Raw genomic sequence first — 17,293 nt, 5'->3', positions numbered from 1 at the left:
CGCCCGTGACGGTGCCGGCGTCGGGCCCGGAGCGACGTCTCGCGCTGATCGGCCTCGGTGCGGGGGAGTACGCCGCGATCGAGCTGGATGAGCATGACGAGGAGCAGCAGCGCACCCTCCTCCCCGCGTCCGAACTCGCCGGCTGGGTGGCTGAGGTCGAAGCCGCCGACACGCCGCGATGGATCATCCGCAGTGCGGCGGAGATCTACGCGCTGCTGCTGAACGCCGGGGTCCGGATCACGCGCAGCCACGACCTCGTCCTCTGCCATGCGATCCTGCGCGACACCGCCATGGTGAACACCCCGCTGCCCCCGGCCGCGGGCTGGGAGCGTCGCGACCCGGTCGACACCACCCCCTCCCTGTTCGACGTCCTCGATGAGGAGTCGGGCGAGGACGCGATCACGGCGGCGCTCGAGCAGTACCGCGCGCAGCGGAACGTGATGGCGGAGGCCACGGACGGCCGCCTGACGTTGCTCTGCGCTGCGGAGTCGGCCGGCGGGCTGATCGCCGAGGAGATGCGCGTCGCGGGGCTGCCCTGGGACGCGGGGGTGCATGACGCGATCCTCACCGAGACGCTGGGTGCGCGTCCGGCAGCGGGCGGGCTGCCCCGACGGATGGTGGAACGCGGCGACGAGGTGCGGGCCCTGCTCGACGACCCCACGCTGCATCTGGACAGTCAGCCGAAGCTGCTGCGGGCCCTGCACCGTGTCGGCGTGTCGGTGGAGTCCACGAGCAAGTGGGAGCTGTCCGCCCACGAGCACCCGGTGATCGAACCGCTCCTCGCCTACAAGAAGCTGTCTCGCCTGCTCAGCGCGAACGGCTGGACCTGGTTGTCGGAATGGGTCCAGGACGGCCGCTTCCGTCCGGTGTACATCCCCGGGGGCGTCGTCACCGGACGGTGGGCATCGGCCGGCGGCGGTGCACTGCAGCTGCCGCGCAACCTCCGCCCCGCCGTACGCGCGGATCCGGGCTGGGCACTCGTCGTCGCGGACGTCGCCCAGCTCGAGCCGCGGATGCTCGCGGCCATGGCGTCCGACGAGGCGATGGCGGACGCGGCGCGTGGCGGCGACCTCTACGCCGGCGTCGTCGCGTCCGGTGCCGTCGCGACGCGCGAGGAGGCGAAGTACGCGGTGCTGGGAGCGATGTACGGCGCCACCAGCGGCGACAGCGGGCGACTCGTTCCCCGGCTGCGGAAGGTGTACCCGCGCGCGATGGCGCTCGTCGACGACGCGGCGCGCGTGGGGGAGGACGGCGGCATCGTCTCGACCTGGCTCGGTCGCTCCTCGCCGCGGCCGTCCACGGAGTGGATGCGGCTGCAGGCCGACGCCACCGGCGCCGATGCCGACCCCGCCGTGGTCTCCCTCGCCCGCCGCCGCGCGCGGGAGTGGGGGCGCTTCACCCGGAACTTCATCGTCCAGGGCACCGCGGCCGAGTGGTCGCTCATCTGGCTCGCGGAGATCCGCCACCGCCTGGCGCAGCTCCCCGAGGTCTTCGGCGCCGCGGAGGCGTCAGGGCCGTTCGCCCGGGAACCGCACCTGGCGTTCTTCCTGCACGACGAGGTGATCCTGCACACGCCGCAGGAGTACGCGGAGGCCGCCGCCGACGCCGTGCGCGATGCCGCCGCCGTCGCGACGACCCGCCTGTTCGGCACCTTCCCGATCGACGTGCCCCTCGACCTGCGCATCGCGGACTCCGCGGAGAAGTGAGGCCCCGTAGACTGGACGGGCGAATGGGTCGACTGGACGGTCGCGTGGCGGGCAACCGCACCGAGGAACGTCCGGGCTCCACAGGGCAGGGCGGTGGGTAACACCCACCCGGAGTGATCCGCGAGATAGTGCCACAGAGAGCAGACCGCCCCGCGAGGGGTAAGGGTGAAAGGGTGGTGTAAGAGACCACCGGGGGCCGTGGTGACACGGCCCGCCAGGTAAACCTCGCCCGGAGCAAGGTCAGACAGAGGATGATGACGCGGCTCGCCGAGTCCTCGGGTAGACCGCTGGAGCGGCACGGCAACGTGTCGCCGAGAGAGATGGCCGTCGAAGGGGCGAAGAACCCCGGAACAGAACCCGGCGTACAGGTCGGCCCATTCGTCCCGAACGCAGAAGGCCCCGATGACTCCCGTCATCGGGGCCTTCTCTCGTTGGGTCCCTGAGCCCGTCGAAGGGCCCTGAGGCCGTCGAAGGGTCAGTCGCCGGCGAGCGAGGCCGCGCCGATGATGCCGGAGTTGTTGCGGTGGATCGCGGGGACGATCGGCGTCTTCAGGTCGAGCAGCGGCAGGAAGTCGCCCGCGTTCTTCGACACGCCGCCGCCGACCACGAACAGGTCGGGGCTGAACAGGAACTCGATGTGGGAGTAGAACGCCTGCAGGCGCTCGGCCCACTCCTCCCAGCTCAGGCCCTCGCGCTCGCGCGCCGAGGTGGCCGCATAGGTCTCGACGGACTCGTACTCGCGGAAGTTCAGGTGCCCGAGCTCCGTGTTCGGCAGCAGGACGCCGTCATACAGGAACGCGGAGCCGATCCCGGTGCCGAGCGTGGTCAGCAGCGTGAAGCCGAGCACGTCGCGGGCGGCTCCGTGGCGGGCCTCCGCGACGCCGGCGGCGTCCGCGTCATTCACGAAGACGATGTTCCGGCCGAGGCCGTCGCGGAAGAAGCGCTCGGCATCGAAGTCGATCCACTCCTTCGAGACGTTGGCGGCGGACAGCGTCTTCCCGCGCTTGACGATCGCGGGGAACGCCACGCCGAGCGGCAGGGTCGACTCGTGCACGTCCAGCGTCTTCAGGACGGTCTGGACCGCGACCAGGACGTCTTCCGGCGCCGCGCCGGCCGGAGTGGGTACCCGCACCCGATCCGAGGCCATGGTGCCGTGTTCGAGGTCGACGATTCCCGCTTTGATGCCCGTGCCGCCGATGTCGACGCCGATCGCTTTTGCCATGGCCGATAGCTTAGCGACCACGGTGCACGCCAGTAGGATCGATGACATCACCCCAACCGCTCGCGGGAAGAAGGAGCAGCCATGACCGACGGCGATCACAAGTACTGGTACAACTCCGCCACGGGCGAGGTCGAGTTCGGCATGCTCTCGCCGTCCATCGACCGCATCGGTCCGTTCGACACGGAGGCCGAGGCGCACCGCGCCCCCGAGGTGCTCAAGGAGCGGTCGCGTGCCTGGGCCGAGGAAGAGGCCGCGGAGCAGGGCTGGGACGCGAAGCCCACCAGCGGCTTCGGTGCGGAGAAGGGCCAGGGCGCAGAGTAGCCATGGACAAGCAGAGGGACTTCGTCCTCCGGACGATCGAGGAGCGCGGCGTCAAGTTCGTGCGCCTGTGGTTCACCGACGTGATCGGCACGCTCAAGTCCGTCGCCATCGCGCCGGCCGAGGTCGAGGGCGCCTTCGCCGAGGGCATCGGTTTCGACGGCTCCGCCATCGAGGGGCTGACCCGCACCTACGAGTCCGATCTGCTCGCCCAGCCCGACCCGACGACCTTCCAGACGCTGCCGTGGCGGGGGGAGATCGACCCGACCGCCCGCATGTTCTGCGACCTCACCACGCCCGACGGGCAGCCCGCGGTGGCCGACCCCCGTCACGTGCTGAAGCGCACGCTCGCGAAGGCCGCCGATGCGGGCTTCACGTTCTACACGCACCCGGAGATCGAGTTCTACCTGCTCAAGTCGTCGTCTTTCGGCCCCGAGGGGCCCGTGCCCGTCGACTCCGCGGGCTACTTCGACAACGTCCCCGGTGGCACCGCGCACGACTTCCGTCGGCGCTCCGTCCGCATGCTGGAGGACCTCGGCATCTCCGTGGAGTTCAGCCACCACGAAGGCGGCCCCGGCCAGAACGAGATCGACCTGCGCTACGCCGACGCCCTCACCACCGCGGACAACGTGATGACCTTCCGGACGGTCATCAAGGAGGTCGCGATCGAGCAAGGCGTGTACGCCACGTTCATGCCGAAGCCGCTCAGCGGTCAGCCCGGCAGCGGCATGCACACGCATATGTCGCTGTTCGAGGGCGACCAGAACGCCTTCTACGAGGAGGGTGCGAAGTACCAGCTCTCCAAGACCGGTCGGCACTTCATCGCGGGTCTGCTCAAGCACGCCAATGAGATCTCCGCGGTGACGAACCAGTTCGTCAACTCCTACAAGCGGCTCTGGGGCGGCGACGAGGCCCCGAGCTTCATCACCTGGGGCCACAACAACCGCTCCGCGCTCGTCCGCGTCCCGATGTACAAGCCGAACAAGGGCCAGTCCTCGCGCGTCGAGTACCGCGCCCTCGACTCCGCGGCGAATCCTTACCTCGCTTACGCGCTCATGCTCGCCGCCGGCCTCAAGGGCATCGAGGAGGGCTACGAGCTTCCGCCGGAGGCGGAGGACAATGTCTGGGCGCTGAGCGACGCCGAGCGTCGGGCGCTGGGATACTCGGCGCTTCCGGCCAGCCTCGACCACGCCCTGGAGTACATGGAGGCCTCCGAGCTGGTCGCGGAGACCCTCGGGGAACAGGTCTTCAACTACGTGCTCCTCAACAAGCGCAAGGAGTGGGAGGCGTATCGCGGTCAGGTCACGCCGCTGGAGCTGAAGAACAACCTCGAGCTCCTCTGAGCACGGCATGGCTCGCCCCGACGCCTCCGTCTCCCTTTCGGCCCTCGCTCGACTCGGATTCGCCGAGCTGAGCGAGGCCGCGGCGTCACTGGCAGAGCTCGAGAGCCTGCTCGACGTACCGCGGACGATGCTGCTCGAGGCGTCTGTCGCTGCAGATCCCGACGCGGCTGTCCGTGGGATGTTGCGGGTGGCACGACGCGACCCGTCCCCGCTGCGGGCCCTTGTCACCGACGAGGAGACGCGCCAACGTGTCTGGCGCGTCTTCGGTGCCTCCGTGGGGCTGGCCGAGTTCTTCCTGCGCCATCCCGAGGAGCTCGACGTGCTTGCGGCGCCCGTCGACGCGCTGCCCGCCGCGGACGTCTGGCGCGATCGGCTGCTCGCCGCCGTCGGGGCCGAGGACGGATTCGCCGGATCCGCGGAGGACGAGACGATCGTGGCCCTCCGCGTCGCGTATCGGCGGAACCTCGCGGAGATCGCGGCGTTCGACCTCGGCCATCCGCGACCCGAAGACGTCGTCGCCGAGGTCGCCGCCTCCCTTGCGGACCTCGCCGGCGCCGCCCTCGAGGCGTCGCTCGCGATCGCCCGCACGCGCCAGGCGCCGTCGGCGGGTCGCGATGCCGTCGCCACGACACAGCTGGCTGTGATCGGCATGGGCAAGGCGGGTGCCAGGGAGCTCAACTACGTCAGCGATGTCGATGTCATCTTCGTCGGGGGCACGTCCGACGAGGAGACGCTGTCCGAGCCGCAGGCGATCGACATCGCGACGCGTCTGGCCAGGGACACCATGCGCTTCCTCAGCGCCATCGAGGTCGAACCGCCACTCTGGGAGGTCGACGCGGCACTGCGCCCCGAGGGCAAGCAGGGAGCGCTCGTGCGCTCCCTCGCCTCCCACGTCGCGTACTACGACCGATGGGCGAAGAGCTGGGAGTTCCAGGCGCTGCTGAAGGCTCGTCCCCTCGCCGGCGATCCTGCACTGGGCGCCGCCTACATCGATGCCGTGCAGCCGCGCGTGTGGTCGAGCGCCGCCAGGGAGGAGTTCGTCGAGAGCGTCCAGCGGATGCGCGAGCGGGTCATGGAGCACATCGACCCGGAGGACGCCCCGTATCAGCTCAAGCTCGGGGCGGGCGGGCTGCGCGACATCGAGTTCACGGTGCAGCTCCTGCAGCTCGTGCACGGTCTCACCGATGCCTCCCTCCGCACCCGCGGCACACTCGAGAGCCTGGACGCGCTGGTCGCGGGCGGCTACATCGGCCGTGCGGATGCGGGCGCCTTCGCGCACGACTACCGCGTGCTGCGGCTCATGGAACACCGTCTCCAGCTGCGTGATCTCAGCCGCACCCACCTCATGCCGAAGACGCCCGCTGGTCTGCGCATCCTGGCGCGCAGCACGAAGCTGGCGGACACGGGGGAGGGCGTCTGGGCCCGGTGGGAGAGTGTCCGGCGCGAGGTGCGCGACATCCACACCCGCCTCTTCTACCGCCCGCTGCTGAGCGCGGTGGCCGGGCTGCCCGAGGAAGAGCGCACCCTTTCCGCGGAGCAGGCCCATGACCGGCTCGCGGCCATCGGCTTCCGCGATCCCGCCGGAGCCCTCCGACACATCGGGGCACTGACGCGCGGGATCAGTCGCAAGGCGACGATCCAGCGACACCTGATGCCCGTGATGGTGCGCTGGTTCGCCGATGGCAGCGACCCCGACTACGGTCTCCTGGCCTTCCGCCGCATCAGCGAGCGGCTGGGCGACACATCGTGGTTCCTGCGCATGCTGCGGGATTCGTCCGGCGCCGCAGAGAGCCTCACCCGGCTGCTGTCGTCGTCGCGCTACATCGGCGAGCTGCTGGAGTGGATCCCGGAGTCGGTGGCCTGGCTGGACAGCGCCGAGCGGCTGCGTCCGCGGAGCGCGCAGGCGCTGGACGAGGAGGCGCGGGCGATCCAGACGCGTCACGAGACGGTCGCCGACGCGCTGCGGGCCGTCCGCGCCCTGCGGCGTCGCGAGCTCCTGCGCACCGCCATGGCCGCGGTGCTCGACGTCGTCACCATCGAGGAGGTGGCCACCGCGCTCACCGACATCACGGATGCGACGATCCAGGCCGGCCTCCGCGCCGTTCTCCGAGAGGTCGTCCCGCCGGAGGACGCAGCGCTCGACTTCGCCGTCATCGGCATGGGGAGGTTCGGCGGTGCGGAGCTCGGCTTCGGGTCCGACGCGGACGTCCTGTACGTGTACGACGCGAACGGTGTCGACTCGGGCAGAGCGGAGAAGCTGGCGACGAGGATCGTGGCGGGACTCCGCGAGCATCTGACCGACCATCGCCTTCCACTCGACCTCGACGCGGGTCTGCGGCCGGAGGGGCGCAACGGTCCGATCGTGCGGTCCATCGACGCCTACGCGGCCTACTACCGTCGCTGGTCGCTGTCGTGGGAGGCTCAGGCGCTGCTGCGGGCTCGCGGTGTCGCCGGGAGCGCGAAGCTCATCGGGCGGTTCATGGAACTCGCGGACAGCATCCGGTACCCGGAGGCGGTCGATCTCCAGGGGCTCCGGGAGATCAAGCGGATCAAGGCCAGGGTCGAGGGGGAGCGGCTGCCGCAGGGGACCGACCCGCGTCGTCATCTCAAGCTCGGACCGGGGACTCTCAGCGACGTGGAGTGGCTCGTGCAGCTTCTCCAGCTGCAGCACGCGACCGATGTCCCCGGCCTGCGCACCACGTCGACCCTGCAGGCACTCGACGCCGCGGTCGGCGCCGGGCTCGTCGAGGAGGACGACGCGGAGCGCCTCCGGGCGGCGTGGCTGCTGTCGAGCCGACTCCGTTCAGGCATCACGTTGCTCACGGGTCAGACGAGCGACGTCCTGCCCGCTGACCGCCGTCAGCTGGATGCCCTGGCCCGTCTGCTCGGCTATCCACCCCGGTCGGCGACACCGCTCGAAGAGGACTATCTCGCCGTCACCCGGCGTGCCCGGAGAACCTTCGAGCAGCTCTTCTACGGCTAGACGGCCGGTCGAGTTGCACGATCGTCGTCCGTCGCTCAGAGTGAGCGTATGACCTCTCCTCGCATCGGCGTGATCTGGAACCCGACGAAGTCCGACCGGGATGTCCTCGGCGAGGCCGTCACCATCGCCTTCGGTGAGGAAGCCGACGTGCGCTGGGGCGAGACGACTCCGGATGACCCCGGCCGTGGCGTCGCGGCGAAAGCGGTGGAGGAGGGCTGTGCCCTCGTCATCGCGGTCGGCGGTGACGGCACGATCCGCGCGGTCGCGGAGGCTCTGGTCGGCACCGATGTCGCTCTCGGGATCGTCCCGCAGGGCACAGGCAATCTGCTCGCGCGCAACCTCGGCGTGCCGCTCGAGGGCGTGCTGCCGGCGCTCGAGCACATCCGCGATTCCGAGCCGCACCGCATCGACCTCGGCTGGGTGGAGTTCGACGGCGAGGAGCATGCCTTCTCCGTCATGGTCGGCTTCGGGGTCGACGCGCAGATGCTCGTGGAGACCAACGACGACCTCAAGGATCGCGCCGGCTGGCTCGCCTACGTCGAGGCGATGGGGCGCGCACTGGCCGGTACCGAGATGACGGACATCACGCTGCAGCTCGACGACCACGAGCCGGAGGAGGTGCGCGGTCACACGCTGCTCGTCGGCAACTGCGGCATGCTCCAGGGTGGCATCCGTCTGCTGCCCGATGCCGTCCTCGACGACGGGCTCCTCGACATGTTGCTCATCAGCTCCGACGGCGCGCTGCAGTGGCTCGACACCGTCCGCTCGGTCGTCTGGGACAACGGCATCCGTCGCATGATCGGGAACGTCGATCAGGCGGTCAGCACGGACTCCACCACCCACGTCTCAGCGGAGCGGATCCGCGTGCAGCTCTCCGCGTCGCAGATGTTCGAGATCGACGGCGAGGAGATCGGCGAGATCGACGCGTTCACCGTGCGGGTGCAGCCGGGTGCCGTCCTGGTCCGCTGATCAGGCGACGGTCACCGCCGGCGGCGTTCTCTTCCTGTCCTGATTGGGGAAGATGACCTTCTGCACGATGATGATGATGCTCGCGGCCACCGGGATGGCGACGAGAGCGCCGAGGATTCCGCCGAGCGCTCCACCGGCCACCGCGGCGATGACCACCAGTGCGCCGGGGACGTCGACAGCCTTGTTCATGATCCGCGGGGAGAGCACGTACGCCTCGATTTGCATGTAGATCAGGTAGTAGATGATCGCGATCAGCGCGGTCGTCGGCGAGACGAACAGGCAGATGAGCGAGATGATGATCGATGCCGAGAGCGTTCCGACGAGCGGGATCATCGAGCCGATGAACGCGATCAGTGCGAGCAGCGCCGGCACCGGCGCTCCGATGATGGTGAGGAAGATGAGGCTCAGGACGCCGTTGGTGAGCGCGAGGCTCGCCTGACCGATGACGTAGCGCCCGACAGCACTGGAGACGTCCTCCAGGAGCTCGCTGAAGGTGTCGCGCTGGTAGGCGGGGACGAAGCGCGCGGCCACCCGCTTCATGCTGCGCAGCGATGCCATGAAGTAGAGGGTGAGGATGAGCACGATCGTGACGCCCGTCAGGCCACCGGCGATCCCTGCGCCGACGGCGAAGACGCCGCCGCCGATGTCGAGGAAGTTGTCCGGGTTCTGCACGAAGCCGAGCACGCCGTCGACCGCGTCCTTGATCGTGCCGCCGAACTGTCCGCTCACGTCCTGGAACCAGGCGCTGTTCGTGAAGTCCTCGATCATCTTCGGACCGTCTTTGATGAGGTTCCCGATCTGCTCCACGAGGGTGGGGACGATCGCGAGGATGATCCCGGCGAAGGCGAGGAGGACCCCGATCACGACCACGGCGACCGCGGCCGGACGGGGGAGCTTGCGCTCGATGAAGCGCACGATCGGGTCAAGCCCGAGCGCCAGGAAGAGCGCGACGCCGATGTAGACCAGCACGGTGGCGAGCTGGCCGACGATGCCGCCGATCATGAGCGCGACGAGCACCCCGAGGGCACCGAGGAGACCGAACATGAAGGGGTTCGCCCTGGCGCCGGCGACCACGCTCGACGGCGACCGTCGCTGCGCGGCCACACTCGGTGCCGGATCCGGCGGTGCGATCAACTTCCTGCGACGCATGGTCCCCTCCCTCTGTCGATAGTCGACACTCGATCTTCCTCCACCAGGTCCCGTGCGCTGCTCAGCGACACCCGCCGGCTCGGCGGGCGTCGGGGGCGTCGGGTCAGTGGCTGCTGTTGCCCTTGCCGTTGTTGCCGTCGCGGCCAGGGCTCTTGCCTCGGTTCTCCTGCGCCTGCGGTGCGGCGTTCTCGGGCAGGCTCGTATGCGGCGCCGACTCGGTGACCGATGACGCCGGTGCCACCGGGGTCGCGGCCACCGGCTCCACCGCGACGGTCTCTGCCGGCGCCAGGTCGGGGGCGGTGTCGGTGGGAGCCGGTTCGAAAGGCACGACGTCCTCGACGATCCTCGACGCGCCGTCGGAGACGGCACCCGAGCTGGCGAGGGCCTGCTCGCCGTGTCCGACCAGTGCTGCGGAGGCGGTGGTCACCGCGCCGAGCACGACCACCGCGGCGATGAGGAGAGACTCGCGACGACGGCGCGTGCGCCGGGCCGGGGACGCCGCGGGGTGCGCCGACGCGACGCGACGACGGGCGCGGGCCTCGGCGCGGGTGCGGGGGAGGGCGCCTGCCGTCGGCGCCGGAAGCGGTACGGTGACGTCCGTGGCGACCTCTCCGGTCGAAGGCAGATCGACGAGCCGGCGCAGCTCGCCCTCGACCTCCAGAGCGTGCGGCCGTGCTTCGGGCTCGATCGCGGTCATCGCGGTGAGCAGCCCGACCCACTCCGACCCCAGCTCCGCGGGGATCTCGGGGGCGATGTGGAGGCGGGCGAGGGCGGATTCGACGCTGAGGGTGGGCGCGAAGCCGGGCTTACCGGTGAGCGCCTCCAACAGGACGAGCCCGAGCGCGTAGACGTCGACCGCGGGACGGATGTCGCCGTTGCGCAACTGCTCCGGTGCCATGTAGGTCAGCGTCCCGAGGACGATGCCGGGAGTGGTGACACGGGACATGTCGATGGCGCAGGCGATCCCGAAGTCGGCGAGTTTCGCGCTCCACCGGCCGTTCGTGTCGAGAGGCGGGGTGAGCAGGACGTTCGAGGGCTTGATGTCGCGGTGCACGATGCCGGCGCTGTGCACGGCGTGGAGGGCGGAGGCGATGTCCGCCCCGATCGTGGCGATCTCGCGCGCTGGGACCGTCGCGCGTGCCATGCGCTTGCTCAGAGTCGGTCCGGGCACGTACTCCATCACGAGGTACTTCGGTCGTCCGGGCTCGAGGTGCGCGTCGAGGAGGGTGACCAGGCCAGGGTGGTTGAGACCCGCGAGGAGCGCCTTCTCCGAGTGCACCCGCTCCACCGGCACGACGGCGTCGTCGGACTCGCGGAACATCTTCACCGCGACGGTGCGTTCGAGGGCGATGTCCTCCGCGCGGTACACGGTCGCCATCCCGCCCATACCGACGGCCTCTGCCAGACGGTAGCGGCCGTCCAGAAGCGCGGCGGTCGGCGGGGCTTCCTGGGTGATCACGGCGTCCTCCACTGGCGGGACCGGGTATCCCGACGATGTCTTCACCGTATCCGCGCAGAGAAAACGCTGCGTTGGGGTTGACGTGGAGGCCGACACCTGCAACTGGGGATCCATGGGGAGCTGGGAGACTGGACGGATGGCAGGGATTCACCACGTGGAGATCTGGGTCGCCGACCTCGCGTCGTCGCGAGCGGAGTGGGGGTGGCTGTTCGGTGCGGTGGGTTTCGTCCGGGCCGGCGCATGGCCCGAGGGCGAGTCCTGGGAGGCGGGTGGCGCGTATGTCACACTCACGATATCCCCGAACCTCAGCGGCAGCGCACACGATCGTCGCGCCCCGGGCGTGAACCATCTCGCCTTCGCTGCGGGCCCGCCGAGCCGAGTGGACGCGATCATCGCGGCGGCACCCGAGCACGGCTGGCGGCCTTTGTACGCGGAGCGCTACCCGCACGCCGGTGGGCCCGATCACTACGCCGGATGGCTGGAGAACTCCGCGGGGTTCAAGGCCGAGATCGTCGCCGACGAGTTCTGACGCGGGCCATGCCCAGCGCCGTTACCGCCAGAGGCGGGCGGCCGTGCTGGCGGTTGCCCTGGAGATGGCATTGGCGGTGATGAGTCGGCGGTTGGCTTCGGCGAGGGCGGCCTTCATGCCGCGGATGGCGGTGTCCCAGTCGTGGTGGGCGCGGTCGTATGCCGCCTGTGCCTCACCGGACCATGAGGATCGAAGTCGAGCGGCCTCCGCGTCGAGGGTGTCGAGCTGCTCCTGGAACTGCCGGACGGTGAGGGCGAGACGCGCGACTGTGTCGCTGATGGTGTCGTGACGGACCGCGACTCTCATCGTTCCTCCGACAGCTCCTGGCTGAGGTCGAGCTCGCGGAGGACGTACGGCTGAGCGACGGCGTCGGTGAGATAGTACGTGTAGAAGATGACTGCGGCTTCGTCAGCAGTGAACACCTCGTTCGAGAACACGCGCACGGCGCGGGTCTGACTGATCGGGATCAGCGTCGTCCCGTCGGCAGGCTCGGGACGCCCGACCGTGTACAGGTGGGTCTCGCCGTCAGGCGCGGGGAGGCGGACTTCCACGGTCATCTGATCGGCTGAACCGGTCGCCTGAATGAAGGAGTCGGTCAGAGGCTTCTGGAATCCGATGATGCTAGACGGGTCCGCGCCACGCCAGATGCTGTACGTGAACTCGCTCACGCCGTCCAAGCGGCCGAGCATGAGGCGCAAGTGATCTGCGACGGGGCGCCTGTTCTCTGTGATCCACCCCATCTGACCGCTCGTGAACTGCTGGCCGTGCGTCCTGCTTGAGGTCACCGCAGTCTCCTCTCTCCCCGAGAACGCAGCGAGCTGTGCGACCGTGTCGGCGATCGCGTCGTGACGGACCGCGACTCTCATGGCGCCTCGTCCTCGGTGGGGTCGGGGACGCTCATGTCAATCTCGCGGAGCGTGTAGGGCTGGGCGACTTCATCGGTGAGGAAGTAGGTGTAGAAGATCACCGCTGCTTCGTCGGCCGTGAACACCTCGTTGGGATACACGGTGGTGGAATGGCGTCCGTCATCCCAGTGGATGACCTCGGTGGGCTCGCCGGACATGTCCGCGCCCGGACGCCCGACGACATACTGATGCGCGGTGCCGTCCGGGTCGACATAGCGGACCTCGATCACAAGGGCTTCCGCTGTCCCGGCACACTGGATGTACTCCTCGCTGAAGGGGATGCTGTCCAGAAGGTCCGCGCCCTCCGGGGCGCGCCACAGGCTCCATGCCCATGTTGAGGACCCGTTGAGCTGACGCAGCGAGAACTGGATCTGTTCCTGGTACGGCCGGAAGTAATCGACCAGTGCGCCGCGAGTATCGTCATTGATCTGACGGATATGTGTCGGTTGACTCATTTCACGGTCTCCAGAATTACTCGAGTGATTGTGATTCTCTCCCCATTCAGGGTGGCGGTCGCTGGTCGTTCGGGGCTCACGGTGGCATCGAAGCCACGTTGGGCTGCATCGCGGCTGCCCGTGCCGCCCTTGATCTCGATGCCGGTGTACGTCCCGTCGGCGTTCTCGATGAAGCCATCGTAATAGCGAACTTGGTCTGAGGTCGCTTGGGGATTGTGGTGATACCCCTGGATGGTCGCGCGGATCTTGTTGCGGATAACGTCCTTGCCGGTGTCCTCGGCGACACGATCGAGTCCGATCTTTTCTGTGTCGACTCAGGGGCGTTGGCCGTCGCCGTTGTACTGGCCGAGCACGTTCCGTCCGCCGTGCGTGGGGTGTGGGGCGGGGCGCTCAGGAGCATTCTGAGCGGACTCGTTCGCCCACCTGCCGGCAGCGTGTCCGGCTGCGGTCAGGCCGGCCGCGGCTACGCCGGCGCCAGCCCAGGCCAGACCACCCCCAGGGACGGTGCCGACGCCGGTTACGGCGACCGCTCCGCCGCCGCCCATCATGGCCCCGCCGCCGATGACCAGGGCGGCTCCGCCGAGGAGTTCGAGGATGATGTCCGGGTGCTCCCGCAGCGTCCGCGCGGAGGCGGCGAGCATGTCCATGGTGGTCTGGAACGGTTGCACGACAGCGAGCGTGAACACCGCCTCGGTGACGGCATGCTGGGCTGCGGTCGCGGCCTCAGCCTCGGTGAGCGGCATGCGCGCTGCCTCTGCGGCCTGGTCCAACCGGACAGCGCAGTCTCGGGCGAAGACCTCCAGCGTCGCCCGGGCGTTGAACAGCACCTCTCTGGCCTGTTCATGCGCGGGACCGGACGGGTCGACGAATGGCACCTCCACCTCCGGGTGCCGAAGGCCCTGCCCGACCCGAAGCTCGCGGACGTAAGCGCGGTGCGCGGCCAGTGCCGTGGCGGCCTGCTGCTCGGCCTCGTCCCAGAGAGTGATGGCGCGCGCGGCTTCCTCCTGCGCCCACTCCAGCGCATCCGCCCAGGTGAACAGGGCGTGAGCGCCCTCGCGGAGCCCGTCGCCGGCGTTCGACCAGTGCAGCAGCTGACGGTCGAAGCGCGTCAGGTAGGCGTCGTAGGCCTCGCCCGTCCAGGTGCCCTCATCGTCGAGCGTCGCGAGCTGGTCGTGCACTCGTGCTGCAGTCGTGCCGTGTGCCTTCCACCCCTCGGCTGTCTGCCTGACCTCGCCGGGGGAGCCAGGGATGAGGGCGGTGGCGGAGCGGGTCTGCCCGAGCTCCATCACTCTTCCCAGATCATCGCGTCGACCTCGGCCTTCGCGGCATCCGTCCCCTCATCGAAGACCCGGGCCGTCGTCGCCAGACGTTCGGTGAAATCGTCGGAGACCGTCACCCGCGCTGCGAGGCCCGCAGACCAGGTTTCGGCGAACCGCTCAGAGGCTGCGACCACCCACTCGTGGCCGGCGCTCGTCAGCGGGGTGAGGTCGGTCGCCCCGACGTCTGCGATGATGCGCCGCGTCTTCGCCGCCATCGCCCGCAACACATCCGTGTCGACCTCATAATCCTGCGACATGCCGCCCTCTTCCTGCGAGCCCCCCGGCTGCGGGATCGAGCATAGGTGAAGACAGGGTCAGAGGACAGCGAAATGTCTGAATATGCGTAGGAAGTAACCCCAAATGAGTACGTGGGGGTAGGGCTGCCGTAGCCTCACGGTTCCCATGCAGCGAAAGAGCCCGCCCCCGGATGGGGACGGACTCTTTCGCGATCTGCGTTCGGCTCAGACTCCGAAGTACAGCTCGTACTCGAACGGGTGCGGGCGCTGAGCGATCGGCAGGATCTCGTTCTCGTACTTGTAGGAGATCCAGGTCTCGATGAGCTCCTCGGTGAACACGCCGCCCTCGAGGAGGAACTGGTGGTCGGCACGGAGCGCCTCGAGCGAGTCCAGCAGGGAGTTCGGCACCTGCGGGATGTTCTTGGCCTCCTCAGGCGGAAGCTCGTAGAGGTCCTTGTCGACGGGCTCGTGCGGCTCGATCCGGTTCTTGATGCCGTCGAGGCCCGCCATGAGCTGCGCGGCGAAGGCGAGGTACGGGTTGCCGGAGGCGTCGGGGGCGCGGAACTCGATGCGCTTGGCCTTCGGGTTCGAGCCCGTGATCGGGATGCGGATCGCGGCGGAGCGGTTGCCGGCCGAGTAGACCAGGTTGACCGGCGCCTCGAAGCCCTTGACCAGACGGTGGTAGCTGTTCAGCGTCGGGTTGGTGAAGGCGAGCAGCGCCGGCGCGTGGGCCAGGATGCCGCCGATGTACCACCGCGCGATGTCGCTGAGCTGACCGTAGCCGGCCTCGTCGTAGAAGAGCGGCTTGCCGTCGCTCCACAGCGACTGGTGGGTGTGCATACCCGAGCCGTTGTCGCCGTACAGCGGCTTCGGCATGAAGGTGGCGACCTTGCCCCACTCCTCGGCGGTGTTCTTGACGATGTACTTGAACTTCAGGATGTCGTCGGCCGCGTGCACCATGGTGTCGAAGCGGTAGTTGATCTCCTGCTGGCCCGCCGTGCCCACCTCATGGTGGGAGCGCTCGAGGATGAAGCCCGCATCGATGAGCTTGAGGGTGATGTCGTCGCGCAGGTCGGCCGTCTTGTCGACCGGGCTGACGGGGAAGTAGCCGCCCTTGTACGGGGTCTTGTTGGCGAGGTTCCCGCCCTCCTCCTCGCGGCCGGTGTTCCACGCGGCCTCCTCGGAGTCGACCTTGTAGAAGCTCTCGCCGGCAGTGACGGAGTAGCGCACGTCGTCGAAGATGTAGAACTCGGCCTCGGGGGCGAAGAACGCGGTGTCGGCGATGCCGGTGGAGGTGAGGTACTTCTCCGCCTTCTTCGCGACCTGACGCGGGTCCTTCGAGTAGATCTCGCCGGTGCGCGGGTTGTAGATGTCGAAGATCATCACGAGGGTGCTCGCCTCGCGGAAGGGGTCGATGTACGCCGTCGTCACATCCGGGATCAGCTGCATGTCCGACTCGTGGATGCTGGCGAAGCCACGGATGGAGGAGCCGTCGAACAGCTGTCCGTCCGTGAAGAAGGCCTCGTCGACCGTCGCCGCAGGGATGTTGAAGTGCTGCTGCACACCAGGGAGGTCGGTGAAACGGATGTCAAGGAATTTGACGTCGTTCTCCTTGATGTAGGCCAGTACCTCGGACGAATCTTTGAACATGTACGACTCCTGTGATGCGGATCGATGGCTTCGGGGCCACTTTGCACAGTACGGACGGGGGATTTCTCCACGGTATCCGCTTTGTTTCGTCCGTGTTACAGCGTGAGCAGGATCGGAGGGCATCCACAGCCTCGGTAGGCTGGAGGGGTGACGGATGCTGTGAACACGTACCCCGGTGAGCGACTCGGACTCCCGGAGTCCGGACCGGGGAGCATCGGTCGCCCTGGACGTCGGATCGGGGCCCTCGCGATCGACTGGACGGCAGCCGTCATCCTCTCCGTCGCGTTCTTCCAGTACGACCCGTTCGCCACGCTGCTCATCTTCGGCGTCGTGCAGATCCTCTTCATCCCGACCGCCGGCGGCAGCCCAGGGCACCGCATCCTCGGCATGCGCGTCGTCCGTCTCGACGGCGGATGGGTCGGTATGTGGCGCCCGATCGTGCGCACACTGCTTCTCCTCGTCGTGATCCCGGCCGTCGTGTGGGACCCGGATCAGCGCGGTCTCCACGACAAGGCTGTGGGCACGGTCCTCATCCGCGCCTGAGGCTCAGTCGCGGCCGCGGTTGCGACGGCGTGCTTCGCGGGGTGCTCTGCCGCCGAGGAACGAGCGCGCGGGGTCGACGACGTACCCGCGACGCAACGCTTCGCGGCCGATCAGCATCCGGAAACCCATCTCGTCCCGGTTGCTCAGCGTGACCTCGGCGAGAACCTCTCGGTCGACGAGACGGATCATCAGCTGCACGACGAGACGTTCCTGCGCGTGGCCGGAGGAGCTCCGGACGGCCCGCCGGTCGTGGATGGGGGACTCGACGACGACGGCATCCTCCTGGCTGTCCTGCCAGGGCTTCACACGGAACCGCACCCAGGGCTCGTCATCGCGCTCGAACTCCTGGATGTCGAACGCGTGCAGGGACGAAGTGCGGGCGCCGGTGTCGATCTTGGCTTTGATCCAGTCGACTCCGAGATCGGGCAGGCTCACCCACTCGCGCCACCCCGTAAGGGTGTTTGAATGGGTAGACCTACTCACCTGATACATCCTGGCAGGAAATCC

The 17,293-nt window shown here is 68.7% G+C and carries 17 protein-coding genes and 1 other RNA gene; 8 read left to right on the top strand and 10 right to left on the bottom strand.

Features of this window, described 5'->3' with window-relative positions:
* Nucleotides 1–5 precede the first annotated feature (5 nt).
* Together AB0310_RS05390 and rnpB are read left to right on the top strand one after the other, a co-directional pair.
* Complete coding sequence (locus AB0310_RS05390) at nucleotides 6–1,706, top strand: bifunctional 3'-5' exonuclease/DNA polymerase (RefSeq protein ID WP_366236726.1); 1,701 nt, start codon at nucleotides 6–8, stop codon at nucleotides 1,704–1,706.
* A 24-nt stretch (nucleotides 1,707–1,730) separates the two neighbouring features.
* Nucleotides 1,731–2,087: RNase P RNA component class A (gene rnpB / locus AB0310_RS05385), an RNA gene on the top strand.
* A 94-nt stretch (nucleotides 2,088–2,181) separates the two neighbouring features.
* On the opposite strand, the gene ppgK is transcribed toward rnpB, so the two are convergent.
* Complete coding sequence (ppgK, locus tag AB0310_RS05380) at nucleotides 2,182–2,928, bottom strand: polyphosphate--glucose phosphotransferase (RefSeq protein ID WP_025103605.1); 747 nt, start codon at nucleotides 2,926–2,928, stop codon at nucleotides 2,182–2,184.
* Nucleotides 2,929–3,009: 81 nt separating this feature from the next.
* On the opposite strand from ppgK, the gene AB0310_RS05375 reads away from it, so the two are divergent.
* The 4 genes from AB0310_RS05375 to AB0310_RS05360 are packed head-to-tail and all read left to right on the top strand — an operon-like array spanning nucleotide 3,010 to nucleotide 8,541.
* Complete coding sequence (locus AB0310_RS05375) at nucleotides 3,010–3,249, top strand: SPOR domain-containing protein (RefSeq protein ID WP_187661592.1); 240 nt, start codon at nucleotides 3,010–3,012, stop codon at nucleotides 3,247–3,249.
* A 2-nt stretch (nucleotides 3,250–3,251) separates the two neighbouring features.
* Nucleotides 3,252–4,589: a type I glutamate--ammonia ligase gene (glnA, locus tag AB0310_RS05370; RefSeq protein WP_071329447.1), complete on the top strand. Its 1,338-nt coding sequence runs from the start codon at nucleotides 3,252–3,254 to the stop codon at nucleotides 4,587–4,589.
* Between the two features lie 7 nt (nucleotides 4,590–4,596).
* On the top strand, nucleotides 4,597–7,572 hold the full coding sequence (locus tag AB0310_RS05365; protein WP_366236725.1) for a bifunctional [glutamine synthetase] adenylyltransferase/[glutamine synthetase]-adenylyl-L-tyrosine phosphorylase: 2,976 nt from the start codon (nucleotides 4,597–4,599) through the stop codon (nucleotides 7,570–7,572).
* Nucleotides 7,573–7,620: 48 nt separating this feature from the next.
* Nucleotides 7,621–8,541 carry a diacylglycerol/lipid kinase family protein gene (locus AB0310_RS05360; RefSeq protein WP_366236724.1) on the top strand — a complete coding sequence of 307 codons (921 nt, stop codon included), beginning with the start codon at nucleotides 7,621–7,623 and terminating at the stop codon, nucleotides 8,539–8,541.
* Here AB0310_RS05360 and AB0310_RS05355 read toward each other — a convergent pair whose 3' ends face one another.
* Nucleotides 8,542–9,690: an AI-2E family transporter gene (locus tag AB0310_RS05355; protein WP_366236723.1), complete on the bottom strand. Its 1,149-nt coding sequence runs from the start codon at nucleotides 9,688–9,690 to the stop codon at nucleotides 8,542–8,544. It abuts the gene before it with no gap.
* Between the two features lie 103 nt (nucleotides 9,691–9,793).
* A complete protein-coding gene (locus AB0310_RS05350; protein WP_366236722.1) occupies nucleotides 9,794–11,149 on the bottom strand; it encodes a serine/threonine-protein kinase in 1,356 nt (451 codons plus the stop codon).
* Between the two features lie 136 nt (nucleotides 11,150–11,285).
* On the opposite strand from AB0310_RS05350, the gene AB0310_RS05345 reads away from it, so the two are divergent.
* A complete protein-coding gene (locus AB0310_RS05345) occupies nucleotides 11,286–11,678 on the top strand; it encodes a VOC family protein (RefSeq protein ID WP_259952454.1) in 393 nt (130 codons plus the stop codon).
* Nucleotides 11,679–11,699: 21 nt separating this feature from the next.
* On the opposite strand, the gene AB0310_RS05340 is transcribed toward AB0310_RS05345, so the two are convergent.
* From AB0310_RS05340 to glnA (AB0310_RS05315), 6 genes are all read right to left on the bottom strand, one after another.
* Complete coding sequence (locus AB0310_RS05340; RefSeq protein WP_366236721.1) at nucleotides 11,700–11,984, bottom strand: WXG100 family type VII secretion target; 285 nt, start codon at nucleotides 11,982–11,984, stop codon at nucleotides 11,700–11,702.
* Nucleotides 11,981–12,463, bottom strand: coding sequence for a hypothetical protein (locus AB0310_RS05335; protein WP_366236720.1), 483 nt, complete (start codon nucleotides 12,461–12,463; stop codon nucleotides 11,981–11,983). The genes AB0310_RS05340 and AB0310_RS05335 overlap by 4 nt, the downstream gene beginning before the upstream one ends.
* Before the next feature lie 77 nt (nucleotides 12,464–12,540).
* Nucleotides 12,541–13,038 carry a hypothetical protein gene (locus tag AB0310_RS05330; RefSeq protein WP_363443773.1) on the bottom strand — a complete coding sequence of 166 codons (498 nt, stop codon included), beginning with the start codon at nucleotides 13,036–13,038 and terminating at the stop codon, nucleotides 12,541–12,543.
* 314 nt (nucleotides 13,039–13,352) lie between these two features.
* Nucleotides 13,353–14,324 carry a putative T7SS-secreted protein gene (locus AB0310_RS05325; protein ID WP_366236719.1) on the bottom strand — a complete coding sequence of 324 codons (972 nt, stop codon included), beginning with the start codon at nucleotides 14,322–14,324 and terminating at the stop codon, nucleotides 13,353–13,355.
* The gene (locus AB0310_RS05320) at nucleotides 14,324–14,614 is read right to left on the bottom strand and encodes a hypothetical protein (protein WP_366236718.1); all 291 of its coding nucleotides are present in this window, start codon (nucleotides 14,612–14,614) and stop codon (nucleotides 14,324–14,326) included. The genes AB0310_RS05325 and AB0310_RS05320 overlap by 1 nt, the downstream gene beginning before the upstream one ends.
* Before the next feature lie 204 nt (nucleotides 14,615–14,818).
* Nucleotides 14,819–16,243: a type I glutamate--ammonia ligase gene (gene glnA, locus AB0310_RS05315; protein WP_187661580.1), complete on the bottom strand. Its 1,425-nt coding sequence runs from the start codon at nucleotides 16,241–16,243 to the stop codon at nucleotides 14,819–14,821.
* A 147-nt stretch (nucleotides 16,244–16,390) separates the two neighbouring features.
* Here glnA (AB0310_RS05315) and AB0310_RS05310 point away from each other — a divergent pair, with 147 nt between their 5' ends.
* The gene (locus tag AB0310_RS05310) at nucleotides 16,391–16,786 is read left to right on the top strand and encodes an RDD family protein (protein ID WP_366236717.1); all 396 of its coding nucleotides are present in this window, start codon (nucleotides 16,391–16,393) and stop codon (nucleotides 16,784–16,786) included.
* A gap of 3 nt (nucleotides 16,787–16,789) precedes the next feature.
* On the opposite strand, the gene AB0310_RS05305 is transcribed toward AB0310_RS05310, so the two are convergent.
* Nucleotides 16,790–17,278 (bottom strand): ATP-dependent zinc protease family protein, encoded by a 489-nt coding sequence (locus AB0310_RS05305; RefSeq protein ID WP_187661579.1) that lies wholly within the window; start codon nucleotides 17,276–17,278, stop codon nucleotides 16,790–16,792.
* Nucleotides 17,279–17,293 lie beyond the last annotated feature (15 nt).

It is taken from the genome of Microbacterium meiriae (assembly GCF_040702565.1).
Lineage (GTDB): Bacteria > Actinomycetota > Actinomycetes > Actinomycetales > Microbacteriaceae > Microbacterium > Microbacterium meiriae.
Note: the sequence above shows the minus strand (reverse complement) of the source record. Positions and strands in the feature narration are given on the sequence as shown.

Coding starts and splice junctions, on each gene's coding strand:
- ppgK (WP_025103605.1), bottom strand. CDS start 2,928: ATGGCAAAAGCGATCGGCGTCGACATCGGCGGCACGGGCATCAAAGCG.
- AB0310_RS05375 (WP_187661592.1), top strand. CDS start 3,010: ATGACCGACGGCGATCACAAGTACTGGTACAACTCCGCCACGGGCGAG.
- glnA (WP_071329447.1), top strand. CDS start 3,252: ATGGACAAGCAGAGGGACTTCGTCCTCCGGACGATCGAGGAGCGCGGC.
- AB0310_RS05365 (WP_366236725.1), top strand. CDS start 4,597: ATGGCTCGCCCCGACGCCTCCGTCTCCCTTTCGGCCCTCGCTCGACTC.
- AB0310_RS05360 (WP_366236724.1), top strand. CDS start 7,621: ATGACCTCTCCTCGCATCGGCGTGATCTGGAACCCGACGAAGTCCGAC.
- AB0310_RS05355 (WP_366236723.1), bottom strand. CDS start 9,690: ATGCGTCGCAGGAAGTTGATCGCACCGCCGGATCCGGCACCGAGTGTG.
- AB0310_RS05345 (WP_259952454.1), top strand. CDS start 11,286: ATGGCAGGGATTCACCACGTGGAGATCTGGGTCGCCGACCTCGCGTCG.
- AB0310_RS05340 (WP_366236721.1), bottom strand. CDS start 11,984: ATGAGAGTCGCGGTCCGTCACGACACCATCAGCGACACAGTCGCGCGT.
- AB0310_RS05330 (WP_363443773.1), bottom strand. CDS start 13,038: ATGAGTCAACCGACACATATCCGTCAGATCAATGACGATACTCGCGGC.
- AB0310_RS05325 (WP_366236719.1), bottom strand. CDS start 14,324: ATGGAGCTCGGGCAGACCCGCTCCGCCACCGCCCTCATCCCTGGCTCC.
- AB0310_RS05320 (WP_366236718.1), bottom strand. CDS start 14,614: ATGTCGCAGGATTATGAGGTCGACACGGATGTGTTGCGGGCGATGGCG.
- glnA (WP_187661580.1), bottom strand. CDS start 16,243: ATGTTCAAAGATTCGTCCGAGGTACTGGCCTACATCAAGGAGAACGAC.
- AB0310_RS05305 (WP_187661579.1), bottom strand. CDS start 17,278: ATGTATCAGGTGAGTAGGTCTACCCATTCAAACACCCTTACGGGGTGG.